The 23,326-nt window shown below is 71.7% G+C and carries 24 protein-coding genes; 6 read left to right on the forward strand and 18 right to left on the reverse strand.

Features of this window, described 5'->3' with window-relative positions; translation table 11 throughout:
- Positions 1-122 precede the first annotated feature (122 nt).
- The 14 genes from ABEA24_RS13670 to ABEA24_RS13735 all read right to left on the reverse strand — a co-directional run bounded on the left by ABEA24_RS13670 (position 123) and on the right by ABEA24_RS13735 (position 13,187).
- A complete protein-coding gene (locus ABEA24_RS13670) occupies positions 123-1,103 on the reverse strand; it encodes an aldo/keto reductase (protein ID WP_345431137.1) in 981 nt (326 codons plus the stop codon).
- Between the two features lie 150 nt (positions 1,104-1,253).
- Complete coding sequence (locus ABEA24_RS13675; protein WP_425551180.1) at positions 1,254-2,660, reverse strand: sugar porter family MFS transporter; 1,407 nt, start codon at positions 2,658-2,660, stop codon at positions 1,254-1,256.
- 12 nt (positions 2,661-2,672) lie between these two features.
- Complete coding sequence (locus ABEA24_RS13680; protein ID WP_345431139.1) at positions 2,673-3,722, reverse strand: glucose 1-dehydrogenase; 1,050 nt, start codon at positions 3,720-3,722, stop codon at positions 2,673-2,675.
- Between the two features lie 368 nt (positions 3,723-4,090).
- Complete coding sequence (hisF, locus tag ABEA24_RS13685) at positions 4,091-4,843, reverse strand: imidazole glycerol phosphate synthase subunit HisF (protein ID WP_345431140.1); 753 nt, start codon at positions 4,841-4,843, stop codon at positions 4,091-4,093.
- A complete protein-coding gene (locus tag ABEA24_RS13690) occupies positions 4,840-5,244 on the reverse strand; it encodes a RidA family protein (protein WP_345431141.1) in 405 nt (134 codons plus the stop codon). Before ABEA24_RS13690 ends, hisF begins: the two co-directional genes overlap by 4 nt.
- Entirely contained in the window at positions 5,241-5,969 is a 729-nt protein-coding gene (priA, locus tag ABEA24_RS13695) for a bifunctional 1-(5-phosphoribosyl)-5-((5-phosphoribosylamino)methylideneamino)imidazole-4-carboxamide isomerase/phosphoribosylanthranilate isomerase PriA (protein ID WP_345431142.1), read from the reverse strand. The genes ABEA24_RS13690 and priA overlap by 4 nt, the downstream gene beginning before the upstream one ends.
- A gap of 128 nt (positions 5,970-6,097) precedes the next feature.
- A complete protein-coding gene (locus ABEA24_RS13700; protein WP_345431143.1) occupies positions 6,098-7,342 on the reverse strand; it encodes a DUF2637 domain-containing protein in 1,245 nt (414 codons plus the stop codon).
- Positions 7,343-7,605: 263 nt separating this feature from the next.
- Positions 7,606-8,631: a trypsin-like serine peptidase gene (locus ABEA24_RS13705; RefSeq protein WP_345431144.1), complete on the reverse strand. Its 1,026-nt coding sequence runs from the start codon at positions 8,629-8,631 to the stop codon at positions 7,606-7,608.
- A 227-nt stretch (positions 8,632-8,858) separates the two neighbouring features.
- On the reverse strand, positions 8,859-9,191 hold the full coding sequence (locus tag ABEA24_RS13710) for a hypothetical protein (protein WP_345431145.1): 333 nt from the start codon (positions 9,189-9,191) through the stop codon (positions 8,859-8,861).
- The gene (gene hisH / locus ABEA24_RS13715) at positions 9,191-9,817 is read right to left on the reverse strand and encodes an imidazole glycerol phosphate synthase subunit HisH (protein ID WP_345431146.1); all 627 of its coding nucleotides are present in this window, start codon (positions 9,815-9,817) and stop codon (positions 9,191-9,193) included. The genes ABEA24_RS13710 and hisH overlap by 1 nt, the downstream gene beginning before the upstream one ends.
- The gene (gene hisB, locus ABEA24_RS13720) at positions 9,814-10,404 is read right to left on the reverse strand and encodes an imidazoleglycerol-phosphate dehydratase HisB (RefSeq protein ID WP_345431445.1); all 591 of its coding nucleotides are present in this window, start codon (positions 10,402-10,404) and stop codon (positions 9,814-9,816) included. Before hisB ends, hisH begins: the two co-directional genes overlap by 4 nt.
- A gap of 23 nt (positions 10,405-10,427) precedes the next feature.
- Complete coding sequence (locus ABEA24_RS13725; RefSeq protein ID WP_345431147.1) at positions 10,428-11,501, reverse strand: histidinol-phosphate transaminase; 1,074 nt, start codon at positions 11,499-11,501, stop codon at positions 10,428-10,430.
- Entirely contained in the window at positions 11,498-12,805 is a 1,308-nt protein-coding gene (gene hisD, locus ABEA24_RS13730; RefSeq protein WP_345431149.1) for a histidinol dehydrogenase, read from the reverse strand. The genes ABEA24_RS13725 and hisD overlap by 4 nt, the downstream gene beginning before the upstream one ends.
- 208 nt (positions 12,806-13,013) lie before the next feature.
- Positions 13,014-13,187 (reverse strand): hypothetical protein, encoded by a 174-nt coding sequence (locus ABEA24_RS13735; protein ID WP_345431150.1) that lies wholly within the window; start codon positions 13,185-13,187, stop codon positions 13,014-13,016.
- Between the two features lie 265 nt (positions 13,188-13,452).
- On the opposite strand from ABEA24_RS13735, the gene ABEA24_RS13740 reads away from it, so the two are divergent.
- Together ABEA24_RS13740 and ybaK are read left to right on the forward strand one after the other, a co-directional pair.
- Positions 13,453-14,115: an LON peptidase substrate-binding domain-containing protein gene (locus ABEA24_RS13740; RefSeq protein ID WP_345431151.1), complete on the forward strand. Its 663-nt coding sequence runs from the start codon at positions 13,453-13,455 to the stop codon at positions 14,113-14,115.
- A gap of 30 nt (positions 14,116-14,145) precedes the next feature.
- Positions 14,146-14,643 (forward strand): Cys-tRNA(Pro) deacylase, encoded by a 498-nt coding sequence (gene ybaK / locus ABEA24_RS13745; protein WP_345431152.1) that lies wholly within the window; start codon positions 14,146-14,148, stop codon positions 14,641-14,643.
- On the opposite strand, the gene ABEA24_RS13750 is transcribed toward ybaK, so the two are convergent.
- Positions 14,527-15,138 (reverse strand): hypothetical protein, encoded by a 612-nt coding sequence (locus tag ABEA24_RS13750; protein ID WP_345431153.1) that lies wholly within the window; start codon positions 15,136-15,138, stop codon positions 14,527-14,529. The genes ybaK and ABEA24_RS13750 overlap by 117 nt on opposite strands.
- 102 nt (positions 15,139-15,240) lie before the next feature.
- Between ABEA24_RS13750 and ABEA24_RS13755 the strand changes: the two genes are divergently transcribed.
- Positions 15,241-15,921 carry a DUF6882 domain-containing protein gene (locus tag ABEA24_RS13755; RefSeq protein ID WP_345431154.1) on the forward strand — a complete coding sequence of 227 codons (681 nt, stop codon included), beginning with the start codon at positions 15,241-15,243 and terminating at the stop codon, positions 15,919-15,921.
- Positions 15,922-16,249: 328 nt separating this feature from the next.
- A complete protein-coding gene (tuf, locus tag ABEA24_RS13760) occupies positions 16,250-17,434 on the forward strand; it encodes an elongation factor Tu (RefSeq protein ID WP_345431155.1) in 1,185 nt (394 codons plus the stop codon).
- A gap of 67 nt (positions 17,435-17,501) precedes the next feature.
- Here the strand turns inward: tuf and ABEA24_RS13765 are convergent, their stop codons facing one another.
- The 3 genes from ABEA24_RS13765 to ABEA24_RS13775 all read right to left on the reverse strand — a co-directional run bounded on the left by ABEA24_RS13765 (position 17,502) and on the right by ABEA24_RS13775 (position 21,981).
- Positions 17,502-18,887 (reverse strand): GntP family permease, encoded by a 1,386-nt coding sequence (locus ABEA24_RS13765; RefSeq protein ID WP_345431156.1) that lies wholly within the window; start codon positions 18,885-18,887, stop codon positions 17,502-17,504.
- 251 nt (positions 18,888-19,138) lie between these two features.
- Positions 19,139-20,728 carry an N-acyl-D-amino-acid deacylase family protein gene (locus ABEA24_RS13770; RefSeq protein WP_345431157.1) on the reverse strand — a complete coding sequence of 530 codons (1,590 nt, stop codon included), beginning with the start codon at positions 20,726-20,728 and terminating at the stop codon, positions 19,139-19,141.
- Positions 20,728-21,981, reverse strand: a complete 1,254-nt coding sequence (locus ABEA24_RS13775) for a type III PLP-dependent enzyme domain-containing protein (RefSeq protein ID WP_345431158.1) — start codon at positions 21,979-21,981, stop codon at positions 20,728-20,730. The genes ABEA24_RS13770 and ABEA24_RS13775 overlap by 1 nt, the downstream gene beginning before the upstream one ends.
- Positions 21,982-22,160: 179 nt before the next feature.
- Here ABEA24_RS13775 and ABEA24_RS13780 point away from each other — a divergent pair, with 179 nt between their 5' ends.
- Together ABEA24_RS13780 and ABEA24_RS13785 are read left to right on the forward strand one after the other, a co-directional pair.
- Positions 22,161-22,925 carry an IclR family transcriptional regulator gene (locus ABEA24_RS13780; RefSeq protein ID WP_345431159.1) on the forward strand — a complete coding sequence of 255 codons (765 nt, stop codon included), beginning with the start codon at positions 22,161-22,163 and terminating at the stop codon, positions 22,923-22,925.
- Positions 22,918-23,322, forward strand: a complete 405-nt coding sequence (locus tag ABEA24_RS13785) for a RidA family protein (protein ID WP_345431160.1) — start codon at positions 22,918-22,920, stop codon at positions 23,320-23,322. Before ABEA24_RS13780 ends, ABEA24_RS13785 begins: the two co-directional genes overlap by 8 nt.
- Positions 23,323-23,326: the final 4 nt, after the last annotated feature.

The raw sequence follows: 23,326 nt of genomic DNA on the forward strand, positions 1-23,326 counted from the left end.
CCACGGGCGTACGAGACCCCCGCCAACGCGCGATGAAGCCGATCGCCGAAGTCGCCCGAGGCCACGGGCGTACGAGACCCCCGCCAACGCGCGATGAAGCCGATCGCCGAAGTCGCCCGAGGTCACGGGCGTACGGGGCCGCGGCCGGCGTCGGTGCGCACGACGGCCGCGGCGATCTCGTCCAGGTCCTCCGGGGTGAGCTCCAGGGACGCGGCGGGCAGCCAGCCGTCGACCTGCTCGGGGCCGCGGGCGCCGACGATCGCGCCGGTCACGCCCGGCCAGGCGAGCGTCCAGGCGACCGCTACGGCCGCCTGCGACACACCGTGCCGTTCGGCGACGGGGCGTAGGGCGTCGGCCAGCGCCAGGTTGGCGTCGAGCCCGGTGGTGAAGTCCGGCGAGCGCCGCCGCCAGTCGTCCTCGGGCAGCGCGTCGACCCGCCGCCGGGAGAACGCGCCGGTCAGCAGGCCGGACTGCATCGGCGAGTAGACGATCACTCCGGTGCCGTTACGGGCGCACCAGTCGATCTCCGGAGCGGCCATGCGGTCGATCAGCGAGAACGGCGGCTGCAGGGAGTCGACGTGCGCGACCTGCTCGGCCTTCTCCAGGCGCAGCGCGGTGTGGTTGGACAGGCCGATCGCCCGGACCTTCCCCGCCTGGTGCAACTCCGCCATCGTCTCCCAGTACATCTCCACGGGCGTGCCGTCCTCGGGCGTCTGGTGCACCTGGTAGAGGTCGATCCGCTCGACCCGCAGCCGGCGCAGCGAGTCCTCGACCTCCCGGCGGATCGTCTCCGGCCGGGCGACGCGCGCGACGTCCCCGTTGGCGTCCCAGGTCATCCCGCACTTGGTGAAGACGTACGGGCGGTCGGAGACGCCCTTGAGCGCCTGGGCGACGACCTTCTCCGAGTGACCGAGACCGTAGACCGCCGCGGTGTCGATCCAGTTCACGCCCTGGTCCACGGCATGCCGGATCGCGTTGATCGACTCCTCGTCGCTCTGGGGACCCCAGCCGTACTCCCAGGATCCCCCGACCGCCCAGGCGCCGAACCCGACGCGGGTGATCTCCATGTCGGTCGTGCCCAGGCGTGCCGTGGGCAGGGCCATGCGCTCCTCCTCACCGGCCGGCCCGGGCCGTCAGCCTGCGAGCGGTCAGCCTGCGAGCGGTCAGCCTGCGAGCGGTCGGCCTGCGAGCGGTCAGCCTGCGAGCGGTCGGCCTGCGAGCGGTCGGCCTGCAGACGGTCGGCCTGCGGGCGGTCAGCCCATCTCCTCGAGCTTCTTGCCCTTCGTCTCACGCAGGAACCTGGTCACGAAGATCACCGACAGCGCGGCGAAGATCGAGTATCCGACGTACGCGCCGGACAGGCTCCACTGGGACAGGCTCGGGAAGGTCACGGTGACCAGCCAGTTGGCGATCCACTGGGCCGCGACGGCCACGGACATGGCGGCCGCCCTCATCTTGTTGGGGAATATCTCGCCCAGCATGACCCAGACGACGACACCCCACGACAACGCGAAGAACAGCACGTACGTGTGCGCGGTGAACAGCGCCACCAGGCCCTCGTTGTGCGGCAGCCGGACATCGTTGGGACCGATCTTCCGCGCGGCGCTGAACGCCCAGGCCATCGTGGCCAGCGAGAGGGTCATCCCGACCGAGCCGATCAGCGCCAGCGGCTTGCGGCCGATCTTGTCGACGAAGGCGATCGCGATGAGGGTGCCCACGATGTTGATGATCGAGGTGGACAGGCTGATCAGCAGCGAGTTGGTCTGGGAGATGCCGACCGAGTGCCACAGCGACGCGGAGTAGTAGAAGATCACGTTGATGCCGACGAACTGCTGGAGCACGGACAGGCCGATGCCCACCCATACGATCGGCAGCAGTCCCATCGCGGGTCCCCGAAGGTCCCGCAGCCGCGGCTTGTGCTCCAACCTCAGCGACGCCTGGATCTCGCGGACCCGGGCGTCGAGGTCCACGTCGCCCTCGACCTCGGAGAGGACCTGACGGGCCCGGTCCAGTTTCCCGTCCTCGACGAGGTAACGCGGCGACTCGGGAATGACCAGGGCGAATACGAGGTATATCGCCGCGGGGACCGCCGCGGCGCCCAGCATCCACTGCCACGCCTCGATGCCGACGAGATGGTTTCGGGTGTTGCCTCCGGCCAGCGCCGCGATCGCGAAGTTCACGAGCTGCGAGATCGCGATGCCGAGCACGATCGCCAGTTGCTGGAACGACGCCAGCCGACCACGGTAGGCGGGCGGCGCCACCTCGGCGATGTACGCCGGGGAGACCATCGACGCCATGCCGATGGCGACGCCGCTGATGACCCGCCAGAACGCCAGCTCCCAATCGGCGAACGGGAACATCGCTCCGAAACTGCTGACCACGAACAGCGTGGCGGCCAGCCGCATGACGATGAGACGTCCTTTGAGGTCGGCGAGCTTTCCGGCGATCGCCGCGCCCAGCGCGGAGCCGAGCAGTGCGGCGGAGACGATCAGGCCGGTGGTGCCGGCTCCGATGCCGAAGTGGCCTTTGATGCCGTCCACAGCCCCGTTGATGACCGCGCTGTCATACCCGAACAGGAAACCGCCGAGGGCCGCCGCGGCGGAGATGAAGACGACGTGCGCGAGGTGCTCCTGCCGCGCGACGGGAACTTGTGTGGTCATTTTCATCCCGATCTACAGGTCGATGACGACTTTCACGTCGTCTCCGCTGCCGTCTTCGAGCGTCTCGGGCGCTCGCTCGAGGGGCAGCCGGTTGGTGATGAGTCGCGCCAGCCAGGACCGGTCCGCGCGCAGGAGCGCCTCGGCGGCCAGTTCGTAGTGGCGATGGTTTGCGTTGACCGATCCGAAGACGGCGTCGTTCCCCAGGACGATCTCCCGGTTGAGCGAACCGGCGTCCACCTCGATCCGATGGCCCCCGCGCGAGACGCCCATCAGGCACACGACGCTCGCCGCCGCGTTATTGGTGATCGTCTCCATGACGAGGTGAGAGACACCCGTGGCCTCGATGACGACGTCCGGGCACGCCTTGGCCGTGACGTCGTCGACGGACCCCGTGTGGTACGTGGCGCCGAGGTCGGCGACGATCTTCGGCTTCACCCCGGCGGTGACCCGGTCGAGCACGTGGACGTCGAGCCCCCGCTGCGCGCCCAGCATGGCGGCCAGCAGTCCGATCGGGCCGGCGCCGGTCACCAGAAGCCGGCGGGGTTCGAACCAGGCCCGGTTGCCGATCCGCTCGATATGGTCCCAGGCCTTGGCCACGATGCTCGTGGGCTCCATGAGCACGCCGAGGTCGCCCAGCGCCGGGTCGATGCGGACGGCGTAGTCGGCCTCGATGGTCCACCGCTCGGATCCGAAACCGTGGATCTGCTTGATGCCGCGCTCGGTGTACCGGCCGTTGCGGCACATGTCGAACTCGCCGCGGGCGCACGCGCCGCACGGGACCGGATCGGGCCGGCGCACGATGCCGACGATCAGGTCACCGGGGTGGAAGTCGCTGCCGTCCGGGGCCTCCCGGACCCGCCCGAGCGACTCGTGGCCGAGGATCAGCCGATCCTCGCCGGGTGGTGCCCAGCCGTAATCACCGGCGATGATCTCCCGGTCCGTGCCGCACACGCCGAGCGCGACGCCGTCGACGAGCAGTTCGCCCTCGCCCCGTGTGGGCTCGGGAACCTCACTGACCTCGAGCGATCCCGCCTTCAACGGCACCACCGTTAGAGCACGCATGATCATCCCTCGCCCAGAGCCGTTTCCTCATCCCCCGGAAGTGACCTCGGCCCCGGATGTCTGAATTGTGCGTTTGTGACAACCGTACACATTCAGTGTGATCGACTCGCCACGGACCGTACGGGGCGACGGGCGCGCCGACGCGCCCAGGCACCGGGCGGACCGCCCGAAACGCGGGGTTAAGGGCTATGTCACTTCTGTGGGACACGTCCCACCTGTGCCCCGCTCACCGGCGAACATGCTTGCCCGACGCGGATTCGAGACGGACGTCACCCCGCATCCCCGTCGGCCACGGGAGAATCGCCGTTCCGGCAGAGTGCGGGAAGAGCGGAGCTCCCGCACCCGGAGACCGGGCGCGCAGGGTGCCGTCAGCGTACGGGGTGGCCCGCCTGGCGGATGGACTCCTTGACCTCGCCGATCTTGAGCTCGCCGAAGTGGAAGACGCTGGCGGCGAGCACCGCGTCGGCCCCCGCGTCGATCGCCGGGGCGAAGTGCTCGAGCGCGCCCGCTCCCCCGCTGGCGATGACGGGCACGCCGACGACCTCGCGGACCGCCCGCAGCATCTCCAGGTCGAAGCCGTTCTTGGTGCCGTCGGCGTCCATGGAGTTGAGCAGGATCTCGCCGACGCCGAGCTCCTCGCCGCGCCGCGCCCACTCGACCGCGTCGATGCCCGTGCCGCGCCGTCCGCCGTGCGTGGTCACCTCGAAGCCGTCGCCGGAGCGGCGGGCGTCCACCGACAGCACGATGCACTGCGAGCCGAACCGGTGCGCCGCCTCCCGGAGGAACTCCGGCCGGGCGATCGCCGCGGTGTTGATCGACACCTTGTCGGCCCCGGCACGGAGCAGCCGGTCGACGTCATCGACGGTACGGATGCCGCCGCCCACGGTGAGCGGGATGAACACCTGCTCGGCCGTACGGCGCACGACCTCGTACGTCGTCTCGCGCTCGCCGCTGGAGGCGGTGATGTCGAGGAAGGTCAGCTCGTCGGCGCCCTCGGCGTCGTAGCGCCGGGCCAGCTCGACCGGGTCGCCGGCGTCCCGGAGGTTCTCGAAGTTGACGCCCTTGACCACCCGCCCGGCGTCGACGTCCAGGCAGGGGATCACCCGGATCGCGACGGTCATGGCCTGTCTCCGTCCTGGAGCGCCTCGGAGTAGGCGTCCACCTCGATCTCTACCAGCATCCGGTGATCGATGAACCCGGACACCTCGATCATCGTCGCGGCCGGGCGGACCTCTCCGAAGATCTCGTGGTGCGCCCGCCCGACGGCCTCGGCATCGGCGATGTCCCGGACGTACATCCGGGTCCGTACGACGTCCTCGGCCGTGGCGCCGGCCTCCTCCACCGCCTGAAGGGCGATGCCGAACGCGGTCTTCGTCTGGCCGTACGCGTCGTTCTCGTGGCGGACCTCGCCGTCCACCGTCGACGTGCAGCCCGCGACCAGCACCCACGGACCGGCCACGACCACCCGCGAATAGCCGACGACGTCCTCCCACGGCCCGCCCGAGGGGATCCGCTTGATCACGCGGACCCTCCCACCGTGGCCAGGGCCTCCTCCAGGGTGAACGCGCCGGCGTACAGCGCCTTGCCGACGATGGCGCCCTCGACGCCGACCGGCACGAGTTCGGCGAGCGCCCGCAGGTCGTCCAGGGACGACACGCCGCCCGAGGCGATGACGGGACGGTCGGTGCGCGCGCACACCTCGCGAAGCAGCTCGGTGTTGGGCCCGCGCAGCGTGCCGTCCTTCGTCACGTCGGTGACGACGTAGCGCGGGCAACCGTCCGCCTCCAGGCGGTCGAGCACCTCCCACAGGTCGCCGCCCTCACGGGTCCAGCCGCGCGCGGCGAGCGTGGTGCCGCGCACGTCCAGCCCAACCGCGATCTTGTCGCCGTGCTCGGCGATGATCTTGCGGCACCAGTCGGGGTTCTCCAGCGCCGCCGTCCCGATGTTGACGCGCGCGCAGCCGGTCGCCAGCGCGGCGGCCAGCGAGTCGTCGTCCCGGATGCCACCGGACAGTTCGACCTTGACGTCCAGCTTGCCGATCACCGCGGCCAGCAGCTCGCGGTTGGAACCCCGGCCGAACGCCGCGTCCAGGTCGACCAGATGGACCCACTCCGCGCCCGCGCTCTGCCAGGCCAGGGCCGCCTCGACGGGCTCGCCGTACGAGGTCTCGGTGCCGGCCTCGCCCTGGACCAGGCGCACGGCCTGGCCATCGGCGACGTCGACCGCGGGAAGCAGCGTCAGTGTCATACCCGAAACCCTACCGAAGCGGTGACGGTCGTCCTGCCGGGCAGGTCCGGCGGCTGGAGTGCGCCGATATTCGCGTCACGACCCTTTCGGCCGGACGCCCCGTTCACCGTCGGGCCTGGCCGCCGTTGCTAATGACGGCCACTGCCGTTGACGGCCATCGACCGCCGGACCTCGGTGGCTATCCGCTGGCCGTGTCGCTCCGACACGCCCAGGACCCGCCCCAGTTCCCGGCCTGTCATCTCGGGTCGCTGGCTGAGCAGGACGCCGGCGCGCGTACGGAGGTCGGACGGGTCGGGCCGCTGCGGCGTTCGCGGTGCCGACTGCTCCGCGCCGGCCTCGGTACCACCGTCGGTGGCGCTGTTCGTCCTGTCGGGCCGACCGTCTTCCGGCCGTGAGCCGTTCGACGGGCGCTTGGAGACCTCCGGCAAGGGGCTGTCGCTGCCTCGCCGCGCGGGCACGTGCGGCTGCGCCGCCTGTCGGATCTGATCGGACGTGGGCCCGTCGCGGTGTCCCGCGTCGGTGAGGGCCACGACGGTCTGCAGCTCGGTTCCCGACGCGCCTCGCGTGGGCCGTCCCGCCGTGTCGGCCCTCGTCGTCTCGGGCGCCGCCAGGTCGACCGCCGTCCGGGATGCCGCGATGACCGATCGGGACGTGTCGGCCGATGCCATGGTCGAGCGAAGCGTCTCCGCCGCCGCCGCGGCGGCGGCCCGGATCGTGTCGGTCGGCGCCGCACCCGATCGGGTCGCGTCGGGAGCGACGTCGGTGGTCGGAGACGGGCCGGGTGCGGCCGTGGCGGGTCGAGAGGTGTGCACCGATCGGGCCGTATCGGATGCCGCCATGGCGGCCGGCGTACGGTCGCGGGCGATCGCCAGCAGGGCGAAGGAGGCGACGACCATCAGCCCGTCGACCGCCAACGGCCCGATCCTCGCCGTCAGAGCGTCCTCCCCGTAGGCGGCCAGGAGCCCGGCCATGTGCCGGTAGGACACCACGGCGGCGACCGCGGCGACCACGCCGGTGCCGCCGAAACGAGCGAACGCCCATGCCGCGCCGGACGGCCACTTCACCCGGGTGAGCAGTTCGATCGTCAGCAGCAGCGCGCATGGGTAGAACGCCGCCGCCAACTGCGCCCCGAGCTCCGGATGCCATCCGCCGGTCGAACCGCCGTGCAGGGCTGCGTAGGTCTTCAACGTGGCGGCGGCCGGGTGCCAGGTGTGCGCGACATTCGCCGCGACGCTGACCACCACTCCCATGAGGAACGCCGCCCACGCCGACTTACGGCCCTGGGGGGCAACGCGGTCCGGCCGCCGCAGGGGCGGGTGCAGCGTGTCGGACGGTACGTCCTTGGAGGAGGTCACGGCGCTGTCGGGGGTCATCGCAGCCATCTCCTTAGCGGGGTCGTCACAGCCGTGTCGGCCACGAGCGCCTCTGGCGCCCGTCAGCGAACTCCGGCGGGTCGATGATGGCGGAAACCTCCCCACGGGTGCCACGCACGGCAGCGCCCGGCAGACCTCGACAGGGAGTGGGAGCGCTGCTCATCAGAGCGTCGACAGCCAGTTCTTCAGGACCACGGCCCCGGCGCCACCGGACTTCTCCGGGTGGAAGATCGCCGGGGCCGCGAGGGTGTTGCGGCGTCGTTTCAGGCGCGGCGGACCGTGTCGCGGACATTGATCGCGGCGTTGTCCAGCCAGGGGCTGCGCTCCGTCGCGAAACCGGCATCGGTGTGATGGCTGTTGTGCCCGATGAGGTAGCCCCAGCCGCGCGAGAGGTCCAGGTCGTCGAGCCACGGGCCGCCGCTGGAGCCGCTGCCCATGTCGCAGTCGACGACCTGGAAGAGGCTCTCGCGGTACGTCTTACTGTCGACGCAGAACCGCAGGTCGGCACCGCTGATCCCGGATCTGGAGGGATGGGTGTTCACGGGGAAGCCGAACGAGCGGACGTCGGACCAGTCCGTCTGGTCATAGGCCTTGCCGAACTTGTACCCCTGCCATCCGACGACGTCACCGACCCTGCGGCCGGCGGAGTTCGGGGCGAGGGCGATCGCGGCCATGTCGAAGCTCCGGCTCTTCCCGTCGTGGTAGCCGTGCGGAGCCGCCACCTTCGTCCACGCCCACGTCCCGTACGGCCACTGTCCGTCGTGATAGTCAGGGGCGAACAGGAACTTGGAGTACCAGTGCTTGTGCCCGTCGGTGACGCAGTGCCCGGCGGTCCAGATGGTGCTGTGGTTGTCGGAGTTGATCACGGTCGCGGAGCAGTAGTAACGCCCTCCCGCATTGTTGGTGTAGTAGAGCTTGCCGATCGTGGCGGCCGGCTGCGTACCGTGCGCGGACCAGACCTTCGACGCCGAGAACGGCGTCAGCGCGTCGGCGTCCCGTGTGCGGGCGGAGGGGGGCGCGCTGCCGGTGCCGCTGTCGGACATCGTCGAGGCAGGGGTCGTGGTGGGGGTCCCCTCGTCGTCGGGTTCGGGGGTCGCGGTGGCCTCTTCCTCGGCAGTGCGAAGGCGTTCCGGTGTCCAGTAGGCCTGGATCTCCGCCGGGGTCTGGTCCGCGTCCGCGAACGCCGCCGCGTCGGGCGACGTATCGGCCCGAGCCTGCCCGGTCCCCAGTGCCAGCGACATCATGGCCGCGGTCAGTACGGACATGATGGCCTTGCGTCGTTGTGGCATGCGCCCTCCCAAATGATCACGCCATCACCATACGCATCCGTATGGTGTTTTCGTGATCGAATCAACTTGGGAGCGTTTCCACAAGATCGTTAACCGAAGCGACGAAGATCGTTTCCCCGCCCGACGCCTACCGCCCCGAACCGATGACGTTCGCGGCGGGGCATCGGCCGGCCGCACCCGCCGGACGCGGCGTCACCGCGACCTCCGCCGGGCAGCCCGAGAAGGCCTCAGGACCTGCGGTCGAAGGCGAGGGTGACGAACACGGGGACCAGGAACACCGACAGCGCCAGCACTCCCAGCCGCTCCATCCACGAAGAGAGATTCATCCAGGCGATGACCTGGACGAGCACGAACACGACCGCGACGATGGCGTTCTGCTCGCGGCGACGGCGGGCGAGAATGCCGCCCGGCCGCCCGGACCGGCGCGGCACCCACCGCGTGAGCCTGGCGACCAGCACGCGGCGCCGGGCCGCACGGGCGTTCCGGCGGGCGGCCTCGGCGGCGGCGCGCTCGCGCTCGGCCTCCCGCTCGGCCCGCCGCCGCTGACGCTCCTTGCTCATCAGAGCGTCGACAGCCAGTTCTTCAGGACCGCGGCCCCAGCGTCACCGGACTTCTCCGGGTGGAACTGCGTCGCGCTCAGCGGACCGTTCTCCACCGCGGCGACGAAACGCTCGCCGTGCTCGCTCCAGGTCACCAGCGGCGGGGTGAACCGGCCGGGCGCCATCTCCCAGCGGCGCACGCCGTACGAGTGCACGAAGTAGAACCGGGTGTCCGGCTCGATGCCGGCGAACAGGACCGTCCCCTCCGGGGCCTCCACGGTGTTCCAGCCCATGTGCGGCAGGACCGGCGCCTCGATCCGTTCCACCGTGCCCGGCCACTCCGCGCAGCCGTCGGTGGCGATGCCGTGCTCGACGCCCTTCTCGAACAGGATCTGCATGCCGACGCAGATGCCCAGCACCGGGCGGCCCCCGGCGAGCCGGCGGCCGATGATCTGCTCGCCCCGGACGCCGCGCAGGCCGTTCATGCAGGCGGCGAAGGCACCGACGCCCGGCACGACCAGGCCGTCGGCGTTCAGCGCGGCGTCGAAGTCGGCCGTGACCGTGACGTCCGCGCCGACGCGGGCGATGGCGCGCTCGGCGGAGCGCAGGTTGCCCGATCCGTAGTCGAGGACGACGACGTTCTTCACAGCGTGCCCTTGGTCGAGGGGATGCCGTGCGCGCGCGGGTCGTGGGCGACGGCGTCGCGCAGCGCCCGCGCGAGGGCCTTGAACTGGGCCTCGACGATGTGATGCGCGTTGCGCCCGTACGGGACGTGGACGTGCAGGCAGATCGCGGCGTTGAACACCAACGCCTCGAAGATGTGCCGGGTCATCGTCGTGTCGTAGTCCGGGCCGATCATCGGGGCGATGCCCTCCGGCTCGGTGTGCACGAGGTACGGCCGGCCGGACAGGTCGACCGTGACCTGGGCGAGCGTCTCGTCCAACGGCACACTCGCGTCCGCGAACCGCCGGATACCGGACTTGTCACCCAGCGCCTCGCGGAGCGCCTGACCCAGCGCGATCGCGGTGTCCTCGATCGTGTGGTGGCTGTCGATGTGCAGGTCGCCAGAGGTCTTCACGGTCAGGTCGAACGACCCGTGCTTGCCCAGCTGCGTCAGCATGTGGTCGAAGAAGCCGACGCCGGTGGCGACGTCCACCCGCCCGGCGCCGTCCAGGTCGATCTCGACGAGGACCTGGGTCTCCTTCGTGCCCCGCTCGACGCGTCCGGTCCGCATCCGCTGCTCTCCTCCGGTTGAACTCACGTACTCTCCTTCAGCGCGGCGCGGAACGCCGCCATCTCCTCGGGCGTCCCGACGCTCACCCGCAGCCACTCCGGCGGCCCCACCTCGCGGATCAGCACGCCTCGGTCGAGCATGCCCTGCCAGACGGCACGCCGGTCGGGAAACCTCCCGAACAGGACGAAGTTCGCGTCGGAGTCGGCGACCTGGAAGCCCTCCCCGCGCAGCCAGCCGACCAGCGCGTCGCGCTCGGTGCGCAGCGCCTGGACCGCGCCCAGCAGCTCCTCCTGGAACGCGATCGCCGTGCGCGCGACCGCCTGCGTCACCGCCGACAGGTGGTACGGCAGGCGGACGAGCAGCAGCGCGTCGATCACCGCCGGGTCGGCGGCGAGGTAGCCCACGCGGGTGCCGGCCATCGCGAACGCCTTGCTCATCGTCCGGGTCACGATCAGCCGGGGACTGCCGGGCAGCAGCGACAGCGCGCTCGGCGTGCCCTCCCGCCGGAACTCGGCGTACGCCTCGTCGACCACGACCATGCCCGGCGCGACCTTCAGCACCGCCTCGATCGCCTCGAGCGTCAGCGACGTGCCCGTCGGGTTGTTCGGCGAGGTCAGGAACACGATGTCGGGCCGGTGCTCCTCGACCGCCGCGACCGCCCGCTCGGCCTCCAGCCCGAAGTCCTCGTCGCGGTAGGCGTCGATCCACGCCGTGCCGCTGACCCGCGTGATGATCGGGTGCATGGAGTACGACGGCTCGAAGCCCATCGCGGAACGCCCCGGGCCGCCGAACGCCTGCAGGATCTGCTGGATGATCTCGTTCGAGCCGTTGGCCGCCCACACCTGGCGTGCGGTGACCCCGTGGCCGAGGTAGTCGGCGAGGTCCTTGCGCAGCTCGACGGCGTCGCGGTCGGGGTAGCGGTTGAGGCCGCCGGCGACGTCGGCCACCGCGCGGCCGAGCGCCTCGACCAGCCGCGGCGACGGCGGATAGGGGTTCTCGTTCGTGTTGAGCCGTACGGGCACATCCAGCTGCGGCGCGCCGTACGGCTCCTTCCCGCGCAGGTCGTCGCGGATCGGCAGATCGCTCAAGGAGGTCACTCGGGGATTCCCCAATCGAACCGCGCCTTCATGGCGGCGCCGTGGGCGGGCAGGTCCTCGGCCTCGGCGAGCGTGACGACCCGCCGGGTCGCCTCCGCCAGGGCGGCCTCGTCGTAGTCGACCACGTGGATGCCGCGCAGGAACGTCTGCACCGACAGGCCGCTGGAGTGGCAGGCGCACCCGCCCGTGGGCAGCACGTGGTTCGAGCCGGCCATGTAGTCGCCGAGCGACACCGGCGCGTGCGGGCCGACGAAGATCGCCCCCGCGTTGCGGACCCGGGCCGCGACCGTACGGGCGTCGGCGGTCTGGATCTCCAGGTGCTCGGCGGCGTAGGCGTCGACGACCTTCAGCCCCGCGTCGACGCCGTCGACGAGGACGATTCCCGACTGGCGGCCGTCCAGCGCGGCGGTGATCCGCTCACTGTGCTTGGTGCGCGCGACCTGGGCGGCCAGCTCGCGCTCCACGGCGGCGGCCAGCTCCTCGGAGTCGGTCACGAGGACGGCCGCGGCGAGCGTGTCGTGCTCGGCCTGGCTGATCAGGTCGGCGGCGACGTGCACCGGGTCCGCGGTGGCGTCGGCCAGAACCGCGACCTCGGTGGGACCGGCCTCGGAGTCGATGCCGATCACGCCCTTGAGCAGCCGTTTGGCCGCCGCGACCCAGATGTTGCCGGGCCCGGTCACCATGTCGACACGCCGGCACTCCTCGGTGCCGTAGGCGAACATCGCGACGGCCTGCGCGCCGCCCGCGGCGTACACCTCGTCCACGCCGAGCAGCGCGCACGTCGCGAGGATCGTCGGGTGCGGCAGCCCCCCGAACTCCTGCTGCGGCGGCGAGGTCACGGCAAGGGACTCGACCCCCGCCTCCTGCGCGGGCACGACGTTCATCACGACGCTGGAGGGGTAGACGGCCTGGCCGCCGGGGACGTAGAGCCCGACCCGCTCCACCGGCACCCACCGCTCGGTGACGGTGCCGCCCGGCACCACCTGGGTGGTGACGTCGGTGCGCCGCTGGGCGCGGTGGACGACGCGGGTGCGGCGGATGCACTCCTCGAGCGCGTCGCGGACGGCCGGATCCAGCTCGTCGAGTGCGCGGCCGATGGTCTCGGCGGGCACCCGCAGCGACTCGACCTTCACTCCGTCGAAGCGCGCGGTGTAGTCCCGTACGGCCTCGGCGCCGCGATGGCGTACGTCATCGCAGATGGGCCGCACCTTCTCCAGGGCGGCCTCAACGTCGAGCTCGGCTCTCGGCAGCACGGAGCGCAGGTCGTCCGGCAGGGACCCGCGCAGGTCGATACGGGATATCACCTGATCAGTCTACGAAGGACCCTCACCGGCCCGGACGCCGGTCTCACCCTCCGAGACGGCGGAGTGCCCTCTCGGCGAACATCACCGACACCACGATTACCATTTCTTAGCGTAATCAATAGATCACCGAAGGAGATCGGTGGCAGTCTGCGCGCACTTCAAGCCCGGCGCACGACCAGGACGCCGCCGCGCAGTGATCATCCAGACGCTACGCGCCCGGCCGTGCGCCCCCGGTGAACTCCTGCCGGTTCTCGGAGCGGTCGGCCGCCGCCGGGCCGACGTCGGGGAAGGTGTGCCAGCGGCGAGGGCGGGCGACGATCCAGCCGAGGATGAATCCGACGCACAGGCTGGCGATCGTCAGGAAGAACATGCTGAGCCACATACGGGCCTCCGAGCGAAAACACCGGCGGGAAGTACCGCCGTGCCGCGGCGGCGTGGCCGCGCGGTCGTCAGACCGTAACTCCGCAGGTCGTGGTGGTGTGTGCCGGTTGACGCGATCTAGTTCAAGGTGACTACGGTCACACCGCCCGTGGAACGTTCCCGACCTCGCCCTGATGATCGTTCCAGGCCACGCCCTTTACATTGTAGATCACGAATTGGCCGAAACCGGCGCGACGGCGAGGGCCGGGACGTCGTACGCTGACGCCGTGACCGAACGGCTGCCGATCTTTCCGCTGGGAGCCGTGCTGTTCCCGGGGCTGGTGCTGCCCCTGCAGGTCTTCGAGGAGCGGTACCGCGAGCTGATGCGCGATCTCCTCGAGTCCGAAGAGCCGCATCGGTTCGGCGTCGTCTCGATCGAGCTCGGTCATGAGGTCGGCCCCGGTGCCGCCCGCCGGCTCGCGTCGGTCGGCTGCACCGCGGAGATCCGCGGCGTCCAGCAGCACGACGACGGCCGGTACGACGTCGTCACGACCGGCGGCTCGCGCTTCCACATCGAGCAGATCGACGACTCGCTCTCCTACCTCCGCGCCGACGTCACCCTGCTGCCGGAGGAGGACGGCCCCGGGGCCGACAAGGTCACGGGACCGGTGAGCCGTCTGTTCCACCGCTACTGCGACCGACTGGTCGAACACGGCGCCGAGGTGGCCGACCTCGACGACCTGCCGACGGATCCCGTCGAGCTCTCGTATCTGGTCGGCGCCTCCGTGGTCCTGGACCGCCCGGACAAGCAGCGGTTGCTCGAGGCCGAGGACGCCGCGACCCGGCTCCACCTCGAATACGGCCTGCTCCGCCGGGAGAACCTCCTGCTGGAGGCCTTCCCGACCGTGCCCGCCGCGGAGTTCCTCGGCGGCACCGTCAGTCCCAACTGACCCGATTCCGCAGAAAGGCAAGAGGCACCAGTGGCATCCAACCGGCGATCGGGCGGCAAGGGCACGCCCGCGACCGTGTCGGCGACGCGCGCCGGAATCCCCTTCACCCTGCACCCGTACGAGGCCGACCCCGAAGCGGACTCCTACGGCGAAGCGGCGGCCGACGCCCTCGGCGTGCCGCACGACCGGCTCTTCAAGACGCTGGTGGCCGAGGTCGACGGCGACCTCACCGTCGCGGTCGTGCCGGTGTCGTCCACGCTCGACCTCAAGGCCCTGGCCGCCGCGGCCGGCGGCAAGCGCGCCGCCATGGCCGACCCGGCGCAGGCCGAGCGCGTCACCGGCTACGTCCGGGGCGGCATCAGCCCGCTCGGGCAGCGCAAGCGGCTGCCGACGGTCGTCGACTCGTCCGCGTCAGGATTCCCGACGATCTACGTCTCGGCCGGTCGGCGTGGCCTCCAGATCGAACTGGCCCCCGCCGACCTGGTACGGCTGACCGGCGCCGCCACGGCCGGGATCGCCCGCGGCTAGCCGCCTGCGCTTCTCCCGGCCCGCCACGTCCAGCGCCTCCAGCAGGCCGAACACCACCGCCGCCGTCAGCGGCCAGGCGAGGACCACGCCGAGGGCGTGCAGGGCGAGCGGGGCCCGGACCAGCGTGCCGTCCGCGCCCGCCCGCAGCGCGTGGTGGTAGGCGCCCAAGCCGAAGAAATGGCCCAGCCGCCACGCCACGACGGCCGCCGCGACGGCGCCCACCGCGGTCCCGACGAGCAGGCCGAGCTCGCCCAGGCGCCCGGCCAGGACATAGGCGGCGACGCCGCACAGCAGGCCCATCGCGGCGGTGACCACGGCGAACCAGCCGTCCGCCGCGATCAGCGTCTGGGTCTCCGGATCGGCGAGGAGCGCCTTGCCGCCCGCCATCTGATAGGTCGTCCGGGGTGCGAGGGCGACCCACAGCAGCCCGATCGGCACGCCCAGTACGGTGATCGCAAGCGCCGCCAGCACTCCTGCGCGAATCCGGCTCGCCACTCGCCCTCCCCCGGCGTCGGTGAACATCGCAGCGTACCGCCTTAACCTGGACGCCTCCTGGCCCACGTCGCGGCATAGATCTTCTGAGATAGTGTGCCCGCCATGTCTGGATTCAGCCCGGCGTTCGAGCGGCTTGGGGCCGCCTACGCGGCGGTCGCCGCACAGCAACAGGAGGTTTTGGCGGAATTCCTGCCGGCGGCCGACTGGAGCACCGACCTGACGACCGGCACCTACACGCAGGGGGACGTCACCCTGCACGTGGCCCTCATCGGGAGCTTCGCCGAGAACGACCGCAGCTGGCTGTGGGGCTGGGCCAACCCCCAGTTCGGTCCCTCCCACCCGGCGGTGCTGAACCCGCAGGCCATGGGCTCCCGCCTCGGAATCCCCGAGATGACCTCGCGCGAGCTGGACCTGTCCTGGTACGAGGGGCCGGCGCGGAACGGCGGTGAACTGGTCGCCATGGTCGCCACCGGCATGCTCGGCCTGGCCGGCATGATCCCCGGCCCCTACGACGGCGGGGTCGCCTACTTCGCCGTCCGCGACCCGGCCGTTCCGGCGGCCGCGTGGGACTCCGTCACGGCACCCCGCCTGATCACGGGCGGGCTCTCCCTGTTCCCCGCCGACCACCGGCTGACCGTCATGCGGTTCTTCAGCCACCACCGGCTGGCGTACCGGCAGGCCGAGACGTCGATCACCGCGACGCTGCCGGACGGCGGCTCCTGTGTCGTGGAGTTCGACGACCAGGACCGCCTGGCGAACCTGTCGGTGACCGTCCGCTCCTGACCGCCGAGACCCGGCGGGCACTGATCGCCAAGGCCTGGCGGGTTCTGATCGCCGAGGCCCGGCGGGCCGGGAGTCCCGGAGGTCCTCGGCGGAAAAATCGATCGACCAGCGGCGCCGCGCGCCGTACCTTCGTGGCATGTTCCGCATGGCCGCCCTCCTGTCGCCCGCGCACCTCGACGCGCCGGGCGCCGCGGCCGTGCTCGCCGACGGCCTGCGACGCTGACCCTCCTCCGCCCCGTCCTTCGAGAACCCGCGGAGGAGGGTGGCACGGCAGAGGCGTCGCCCCCTGCCCGGGTTCTCACGTTCGATCACGACGCGAGGACGAACCATGGCCAAGCAGGTCTACGAACGCGGCAAGCCGCATCTCAACATCGGCACGATGGGTCACGTCGACCACGGCAAGACCACCCTCACCGCGGCGATCACCAAGGTGCTGAGCCGGCAGGGGCTGGCCCGGGTCGTGCCCTTCGAGGGCATCGACCGCGCCCCGGAGGAGCGCGACCGCGGCATCACGATCAACATCGCGCACGTGGAGTACGAGACGCCGACGCGGCACTACGCCCACGTCGACATGCCGGGACACGCCGACTACATCAAGAACATGGTCACCGGCGCCGCGCAGATCGACGGGGCGATCCTCGTCGTGTCCGCGCTCGACGGCGCGATGCCCCAGACGCGGGAGCACGTGGTGCTCGCCCGGCAGGTGGGCGTCCGCCACATCGTCGTCGCCCTCAACAAGGCCGACGCCGTCGAGGACGCCGAGCTGCTCGACCTGGTCGAGCTGGAGGTCCGTGAGCTGCTGTCGGCGTACGGCTTCCCCGGGGAGGAGATCCCCGTGGTCCGCGTGTCCGGGCTGCGGGCCCTCGAGGACGACCCGTACTGGACGAGGCGGATCGAGGACCTCCTCGCGGCCGTCGACGCGTACGTGCCGATCCCGGCGCGGATCCTCGACCGGCCGTTCCTGCTGCCGATCGAGAACGTGCTGACGATCACCGGGCGGGGCACCGTCGTCACCGGCGTCGTCGAGCAGGGCGCGATCCGGACCGGCGACCACGTCGAGGTCGTCGGACTGGGCGCGACCCTGACCACGGTCGCCACCGGGCTGGAGACGTTCGGCCGGGCGATGGACCACGCGGAGGCCGGCGACAACGCGGCCGTGCTGCTGCGGGGCGTCCGCCGGGAGCAGGTGCGCCGCGGCCAGGTCGTCGCCGCGCCGGGGGCGATCCGCCCGCACGCGCGGTTCCAGGCCGAGGTGTACGTCCTCGGCGCGGAGGAGGGCGGCCGGAACCGGCCGTTCTTCACCGGGTACCGGCCGCAGTTCCACATCCGGACGACGGACGTGGTCGGCGACATCGACCTGGGCGAGGGCGGGATGGCGCTGCCCGGTGACACCGTCACGATGACGGTGGAGCTGGGCCGGCCGGTCGCCCTGGAGGAGGGCCTCGGCTTCGCGATCCGCGAGGGCGGCCGTACGGTCGGCGCGGGCACCGTCACCGCCCTGCCCGGCCGGTAGTCCGCGGTCTTCGGCCACACGCCGCCGAGGCGTGTGGCCGAAGAGCGGCGGGAGCGACAACGCCTGTTCAGATCACCGTGCTGAGCAGGCCCGCCATGGCGAACCCGACGACGGAGAGGATCGTCTCGAGCACGGTCCAGGTCTTCAGCGTGTCCTTGACCGACATGTTGAAGTAGCGGGACACGATCCAGAAGCCGCCGTCGTTGACGTGCGAGGCGATGATCGAGCCGGCCGCGACCGCCATGGCGATCAGCGCGAGGTGCGCCTGGCTGTAGTGATGGCTCTGGACCAGGGGCCCGATGATGCCGCCGGTGGCGACGAGCGCGACCGTCGCCGATCCCTGGGCGAGCCGGAGCCCGCAGCTGATCAGGTAGGCGAGGACGATGACCGGCAGTCCCGCGTCGGACATCGTGGCGGCCAGGGCCTTGCCCACGCCGGTCGCGGAGATGACCGCGCCGAAGAACGCGCCGCCGCCGACGACCAGGAGGATCATGCCGACCGGGCGCAGCGACGCGGACGCCAGCGAGGCGAGCTCGGCCGCCGGGATGCCGCGGCGCGTGCCGAGCAGCCACATCGCGAGCAGGACGGCGATGGTCAGGGCGACGGCGGGCGTGCCGAGGAAGGTCAGCACGGGAAGCGCGGAGCTGTTCTTCCACCAGACGGTGCCGAAGGTGGCGAGCAGGATCAGCACGAGCGGCACGGCGATGATCGCGCCCACCAGGCTGAGGGGCGGTTCGGGCCGCTCCGCGCGCTCGGCGCTCTCCTCGCCGACGACGTAGTCCTCGGGCACCTCGACGCGCACCCGCTCGCCGATCCAGGCGCCCCACGCGACGCCGGCGACGAGGAACGCCGGGATGCCGCAGGCCAGTCCCATGACGATGAGCCAGCCGAGGCTGACCCCGAGCAGCCCGGCGACGGCCACGGGACCGGGGTGCGGCGGCAGGAACGCGTGGGTCATCGACAGCCCGGCGAGCAGCGGGAGCGCGTAGCGGATCAGGGAGCGCCCGCCGCGCCGGGCCGTGATGTACACGAGCGGGGCGAGGACGAAGATGCCGATGTCGAAGAAGACCGGGATGCCGAAGATGAGGCCGGACAGGCCCATCGCCAGCGGGGCGCCCTTCTCGCCGAACACCCCCAGCAGCCGCCGGGTCAGGACGTCGGCGCCTCCTGAGGCCTCCAGGATCGCCCCGAGGATCGTGCCGAGCCCGATGATCGGCGCGATGTGCCCGAGGATCGCGCCGAACCCGGTCTCCAGGAGGGACGTCTTGGAACTCAGCGCCGTGCCCACGATCTGGTTCACGCTCAGGCCGGCGGCCAGCGCGAGCAGCAGGCCGGACACCAGGAGCGCGATGAACGGCTCGAGCCTGACCTTGATGATGAGGAAGAGCAGAACGGCGATCGCCGCGGCGCAGAGCAGCAGCAGACCTCCGGTCTCGTGTTGCAGCCAGTGCATGATGTGACCCTTCGGGAGCGGGGTGATCACCCGCGGTGCGGCGGGGATCCGGGGGAAGAAGGCTCAGGTGATGGGCGCGGTCTCGGAGAGGAGGGCTCGAGTTGTCGGGGCGGTCTCGGGGGGCTCGAGTTGTCGGAGCGCCTCAGGGGGCTCGGTTTCCGGGGTGATCTCGGGGGGCTCGGGTGATCTCGGGGGGCTCGGGTGATCTCGGGGGGCTCGGATGATCGGAGCGGTCTCGTCGACCGCCGGGCTCAGCGGGTGTCTCCGCGCGGGGTGCGGCGCAGCGACCGTCCGGGCAGCGCCCCGGTGTGCCGGCCGTCGGCGATGACGACGACGCCGCCGACGAAGACGTACGGGACGCCCTCGGGCCGCCGCCGTGGCTCGTCGAACGTCGCGGTGTCGCGCACGGTCGCCGGGTCGAACAGGACGAGGTCGGCGTGGTGGCCGGGCCGGATCAGTCCGCGGTCGGTCAGCTTGAGCCGCCGCGCCGGGCGTCCGGTCAGGTGCGCGACGCACTCTTCGAGCGGGAGGACGCCCAGCTCGCGGACGTAGTGGCCGAGGTACCGGGGGAACGTGCCCCAGGCGCGGGGATGGGGCCGGGCCGCGGCGAGCAGGCCGTCGCTTCCGCCGGTGTGCGCCGGATGCCGCATGATCGCGCGGACGTTCTCCTCGTCCCCGACGAGCTGCAGGATCGTCGTCGCGAGCTCGTCGGCGAGGAGCCGGTCGCAGTAGACGTCGAACGGGGTCCGGCCCGACGTGGTGGCCAGCTCGGCGAGGGTCCGGCCGACGACGGCGGGGTCGCGCGCGCCGGAGATCTGGACGGTCTCCCACTCGATCGGCACGCCGTGGGAGCCGTCGGAGCCCTCGATCTCCATCGTGTGCCGGATCCGCTTCCGCTCGGCGGGGTCGCGCAGCCGGGCCAGGATGGCGTCCGGCCCGCCGGCGGACGCCCAGCTCGGCAGCAGCGCCGCGAGCGTGGTCGAGCCCGGGAGGTACGGATAGGTGTCGAGCGTGATGTCGCAGCCGCCGGCGATCGCGTCGTCCAGCAGGGCCAGCAGTTCGGGGGCGCGGCCGGCGTTGACGCGGAAGTTCATCGTCGCGTGCGCGAGGTGCAGCGGGCAGCCGGAGGCGCGGGAGACCTCGATCATCTCGGCGTAGGCCTCGAGGGCTCCGGCGCCGTACGAGCGGTGGTGCGGCGAGTAGAAGCCGCCGAGCCCGGCCACGACCCGGCACAGCTCCACCAGCTCGGCCGTCGTGGCGTACATGCCGGGTGCGTAGGTGAGCCCGCTGGACATCCCCACCGCGCCCTCGCGCATGCCGGTGGACACGAGGTCCTTCTGGCGGGCCAGCTCCGCGTCGGTGGCCGGCCGGTCGGCCCAGCCCATCGCGAGCATCCGCACCGAGCCCTGCGGGACGAGGTAGCAGGCGTTGACCGCGATGCCCTGGTCGAGCCGGTCGAGGTATTCGCCGACGCTCCGCCAGTTCCAGGCGAAGCCGGGCGGGTCGCCGTTCCAGCCGGCGATGGCCTGGCGGGTCTGGCCCAGCGTGGTGTCGTCGACGGGGGCGTAGGACAGGCCGTCCTGGCCGAGGACCTCGGTGGTGACGCCCTGACTCACCTTGGCCTCGTGGTCGGGCTCGACGAGCAGCCGCAGGTCCGAGTGGGCGTGCATGTCGATGAACCCGGGGGCGAGCGCGAGCCCGGAGGCGTCGAGGACCCGGCGGCCGCTGGGCGCGCCGCCGACGCCGCTGATCCGGCCGTCGGTGACGGCGACGTCGGCCGTACGCCCCGGGGCGCCCGTGCCGTCGACGACGTACGCGCCCCGGATGACCAGGTCGGCCATCAGAACCACGTCCGCACGAGGTCGACGACCACGCCGGCGGGGTCCACCACGGGGATGAGCGTCCACTTGTCGAAGGCCGTGCAGGGATGGGAGAGCCCGAGGCGGATCACGTCTCCGACCTCGACGTCCGGCAGCACCGCGCCGTCCGCCGGCCGGAGGAAGGCGTGCTGGTCGTTGAGCGCGCCGATCCGGGCGCCGTCGAGTGCGCCCTTGCCGCGGATCGACTGCGGCTCGGGCAGCCCTTCGTCGTAGGGGAAGTCGCGTTTTCCGCCGTCGAGCAGCGCCAGGCCCGGCTCCGGCCGGGAGACCACACGTGCCCACCCGTGCATGGCCGGACGGAACGGCGTCCCCGCGCCCCGCGCGAACGGCGAGATGGCGCGGTAGAAGCCGTCGTCGTGGATGACGTACGCGCCGCTGCGCAGCACCACCCGGCCGGTGAGGCCGCCGAGGACCTCGACGACCTGGTCGAAGTAGGCGCTGCCGCCCGCGGTCACCACCGGGTCGGGGGTCTCGTACGGCATCCGCTCGTGCAGCGCCGCGACCCGCTCCAGGTACGCCTGGACCGCGCCGAGCCCGGCGGAGGAGGCGTCGTGGGCGAGCGCGCCCTCGTAGCCGCCGACACCGGCCAGGCGCAGGGCCGGCGTCGCGCGGACGGCGTCGGCGATCCGCAGCGCCTCACGGTCGTCGCGGGCCCCGGTGCGGCCGTGCGGACCGCCCAGCTCGACGCAGACGTCGACGGGACGCCGCGCCCCGGCCGCTCGCAGGGCGGCGTCCATGAGCTCCACCGCGCGCACCGAGTCGACCCAGCACGTGAACTCGAAGTCCGGGTCGCGGTCGAGCTCGGCCGCCACCCACGCCAGCCCGGCCGGATCGAGCAGGGCGTTCGCGAGCATCAGCCGGCTCACCCCGAACGCCCGCCCGACCCGCAGCTGCGGGAGGTTCGCGAGGGTGATCCCCCAGGCGCCGGCGTCGAGCTGCCGCTGCCACAGCGCGGGCGCCATCGTCGTCTTGCCGTGCGGCGCGAGGTGGACGCCCGCGGCGGCGGCCCAGCCGGCCATCGTGGCGATGTTGTGGTCGAGGGCGGCGGCGTCCAGGGTCAGCAGTGGCGTGCCGAACTCCTCGAGCCCCGGGCGCGCCGCGAGGAACTCCCCGACGGTCGAGCCGTGAGCGGATGCGGGCACCGCTTTGAAGCGCCAGTCGAGACGCTCGTCGCGCAGCGCGCTGACGGCGTCCTTGTCGATCTTCTCTGCCACGATCACCTCCGGCGTTGCGTATTCTGCAACGTCCGTTGCGCGATATGTTCCAGTGGTTGTAGCATCGCCGCCACGCGAGAGTCAATGGGGCATGTGTCGCAGGTGAGCAGCAATGGGACATCATGCTGCGGAACCGGGACCGGCCCCGGCGGGACCGGCGGCGATGAGCGGAGGGTGCGGTGAGCCAGAGCCTGGCGCGCGCGTTGCGGATACTCGTCGGCCTGGAGAAGGGGCCGCGGTCCCTCGACGACCTCGCCGGTGAGCTCGGCGTGCACAAGACCACCGTCCTGCGGCTGCTGCGCACGCTCGAGGACGAGCGGTTCGTCTACCGCGACGGCCTCCACCGGTTCCACCTGGGCGCCCGGTTGTTCGCGCTGGCCGACTCGGCCCTCGCCCAACGTGAGATCCGCGCCATCGCCGCGCCCCGCCTCGAACGCCTGAGCCGGTCCACCGGGCAGACCGTGCACCTCGGCGTCTACGAGGGCGGCGAGGTGTTCTACCTGGACAAGCACGACTCCGGGCAGTCGATCCAGATGTACTCCCGAGTCGGTCTCCGCGTACCGCTGCACTGCACGGCCCTGGCCAAGGTGCTCCTGGCCGACCTGCCCGAGGAGCGACGGCGCGAGGTCGCCCGGGCGATCGACTACACCCGGTTCACCGAGAACACCATCACCGACCCGGCGTCCCTGCTCGTCGAGCTGGCCCGGGTGGCCCGGCAGGGCTACGCCGTGGACGACGCGGAGCACGAGACGTTCATCACCTGCGTCGCCGCGCCCGTTCGCGACGCGAGCGGGCGGGTGGCGGCGGCCGTCTCGATCTCGGTGCCGCACGTCCTGCTGAGCCGCGCCGAGGTGCTCGATCTGCTTCCCGACCTGCTCACGACCGCTCGCACCATCTCCGCCGACTGCGGATACACCGAGATCGAAGGGAACGGCCATGGCTGACAAGATCGAGATCCGGACCGAGGGCGCGCCCGCCCCGGCGTGGGTGTTCTCCCAGGGCGTGCGCCGGGGACCGCTCATCCAGGTGTCGGGGCAGGGCCCGCAGGACCCGGAGTCCGGCGAGTACGTTCACCCGGGCGACGTGAAGGCGCAGACGAGGCGGACCCTGGCGAACGTCAAGGCGGTCCTGGAGGCCGGCGGCGCGAGCGTCGAGGACGTCGTGATGTTCCGCGTCTACCTGACCGAACGGGACGATTTCGCCGCCATGAACGAGGTGTACGGCGAGTTCGTCGAGGAGAACTGCCCGGGTGGGGTGCTCCCCTGCCGGACCACCGTGTTCGTCACCCTGCCGCACGAGTCGATGCTGGTCGAGATCGACGCCCTGGCCTTCACCGGCTGACGGC

This window comes from Actinoallomurus vinaceus (assembly GCF_039542055.1).
Taxonomy (GTDB): domain Bacteria; phylum Actinomycetota; class Actinomycetes; order Streptosporangiales; family Streptosporangiaceae; genus Actinoallomurus; species Actinoallomurus vinaceus.

Coding starts and splice junctions, on each gene's coding strand:
- ABEA24_RS13710 (WP_345431145.1), bottom strand. CDS start 9,191: ATGAGCAAGGAGCGTCAGCGGCGGCGGGCCGAGCGGGAGGCCGAGCGC.
- tuf (WP_345431155.1), top strand. CDS start 16,250: ATGGCCAAGCAGGTCTACGAACGCGGCAAGCCGCATCTCAACATCGGC.
- ABEA24_RS13680 (WP_345431139.1), bottom strand. CDS start 3,722: ATGCGTGCTCTAACGGTGGTGCCGTTGAAGGCGGGATCGCTCGAGGTC.
- hisB (WP_345431445.1), bottom strand. CDS start 10,404: ATGCGGACCGGACGCGTCGAGCGGGGCACGAAGGAGACCCAGGTCCTC.
- ABEA24_RS13735 (WP_345431150.1), bottom strand. CDS start 13,187: ATGTGGCTCAGCATGTTCTTCCTGACGATCGCCAGCCTGTGCGTCGGA.
- ABEA24_RS13770 (WP_345431157.1), bottom strand. CDS start 20,728: ATGGCCGACCTGGTCATCCGGGGCGCGTACGTCGTCGACGGCACGGGC.
- ABEA24_RS13765 (WP_345431156.1), bottom strand. CDS start 18,887: ATGCACTGGCTGCAACACGAGACCGGAGGTCTGCTGCTGCTCTGCGCC.
- ABEA24_RS13670 (WP_345431137.1), bottom strand. CDS start 1,103: ATGGCCCTGCCCACGGCACGCCTGGGCACGACCGACATGGAGATCACC.
- ABEA24_RS13705 (WP_345431144.1), bottom strand. CDS start 8,631: ATGCCACAACGACGCAAGGCCATCATGTCCGTACTGACCGCGGCCATG.
- ABEA24_RS13675 (WP_425551180.1), bottom strand. CDS start 2,660: ATGACCACACAAGTTCCCGTCGCGCGGCAGGAGCACCTCGCGCACGTC.
- hisF (WP_345431140.1), bottom strand. CDS start 4,843: ATGACCGTCGCGATCCGGGTGATCCCCTGCCTGGACGTCGACGCCGGG.
- priA (WP_345431142.1), bottom strand. CDS start 5,969: ATGACACTGACGCTGCTTCCCGCGGTCGACGTCGCCGATGGCCAGGCC.
- ABEA24_RS13755 (WP_345431154.1), top strand. CDS start 15,241: ATGTCTGGATTCAGCCCGGCGTTCGAGCGGCTTGGGGCCGCCTACGCG.
- ABEA24_RS13785 (WP_345431160.1), top strand. CDS start 22,918: ATGGCTGACAAGATCGAGATCCGGACCGAGGGCGCGCCCGCCCCGGCG.
- ABEA24_RS13700 (WP_345431143.1), bottom strand. CDS start 7,342: ATGACCCCCGACAGCGCCGTGACCTCCTCCAAGGACGTACCGTCCGAC.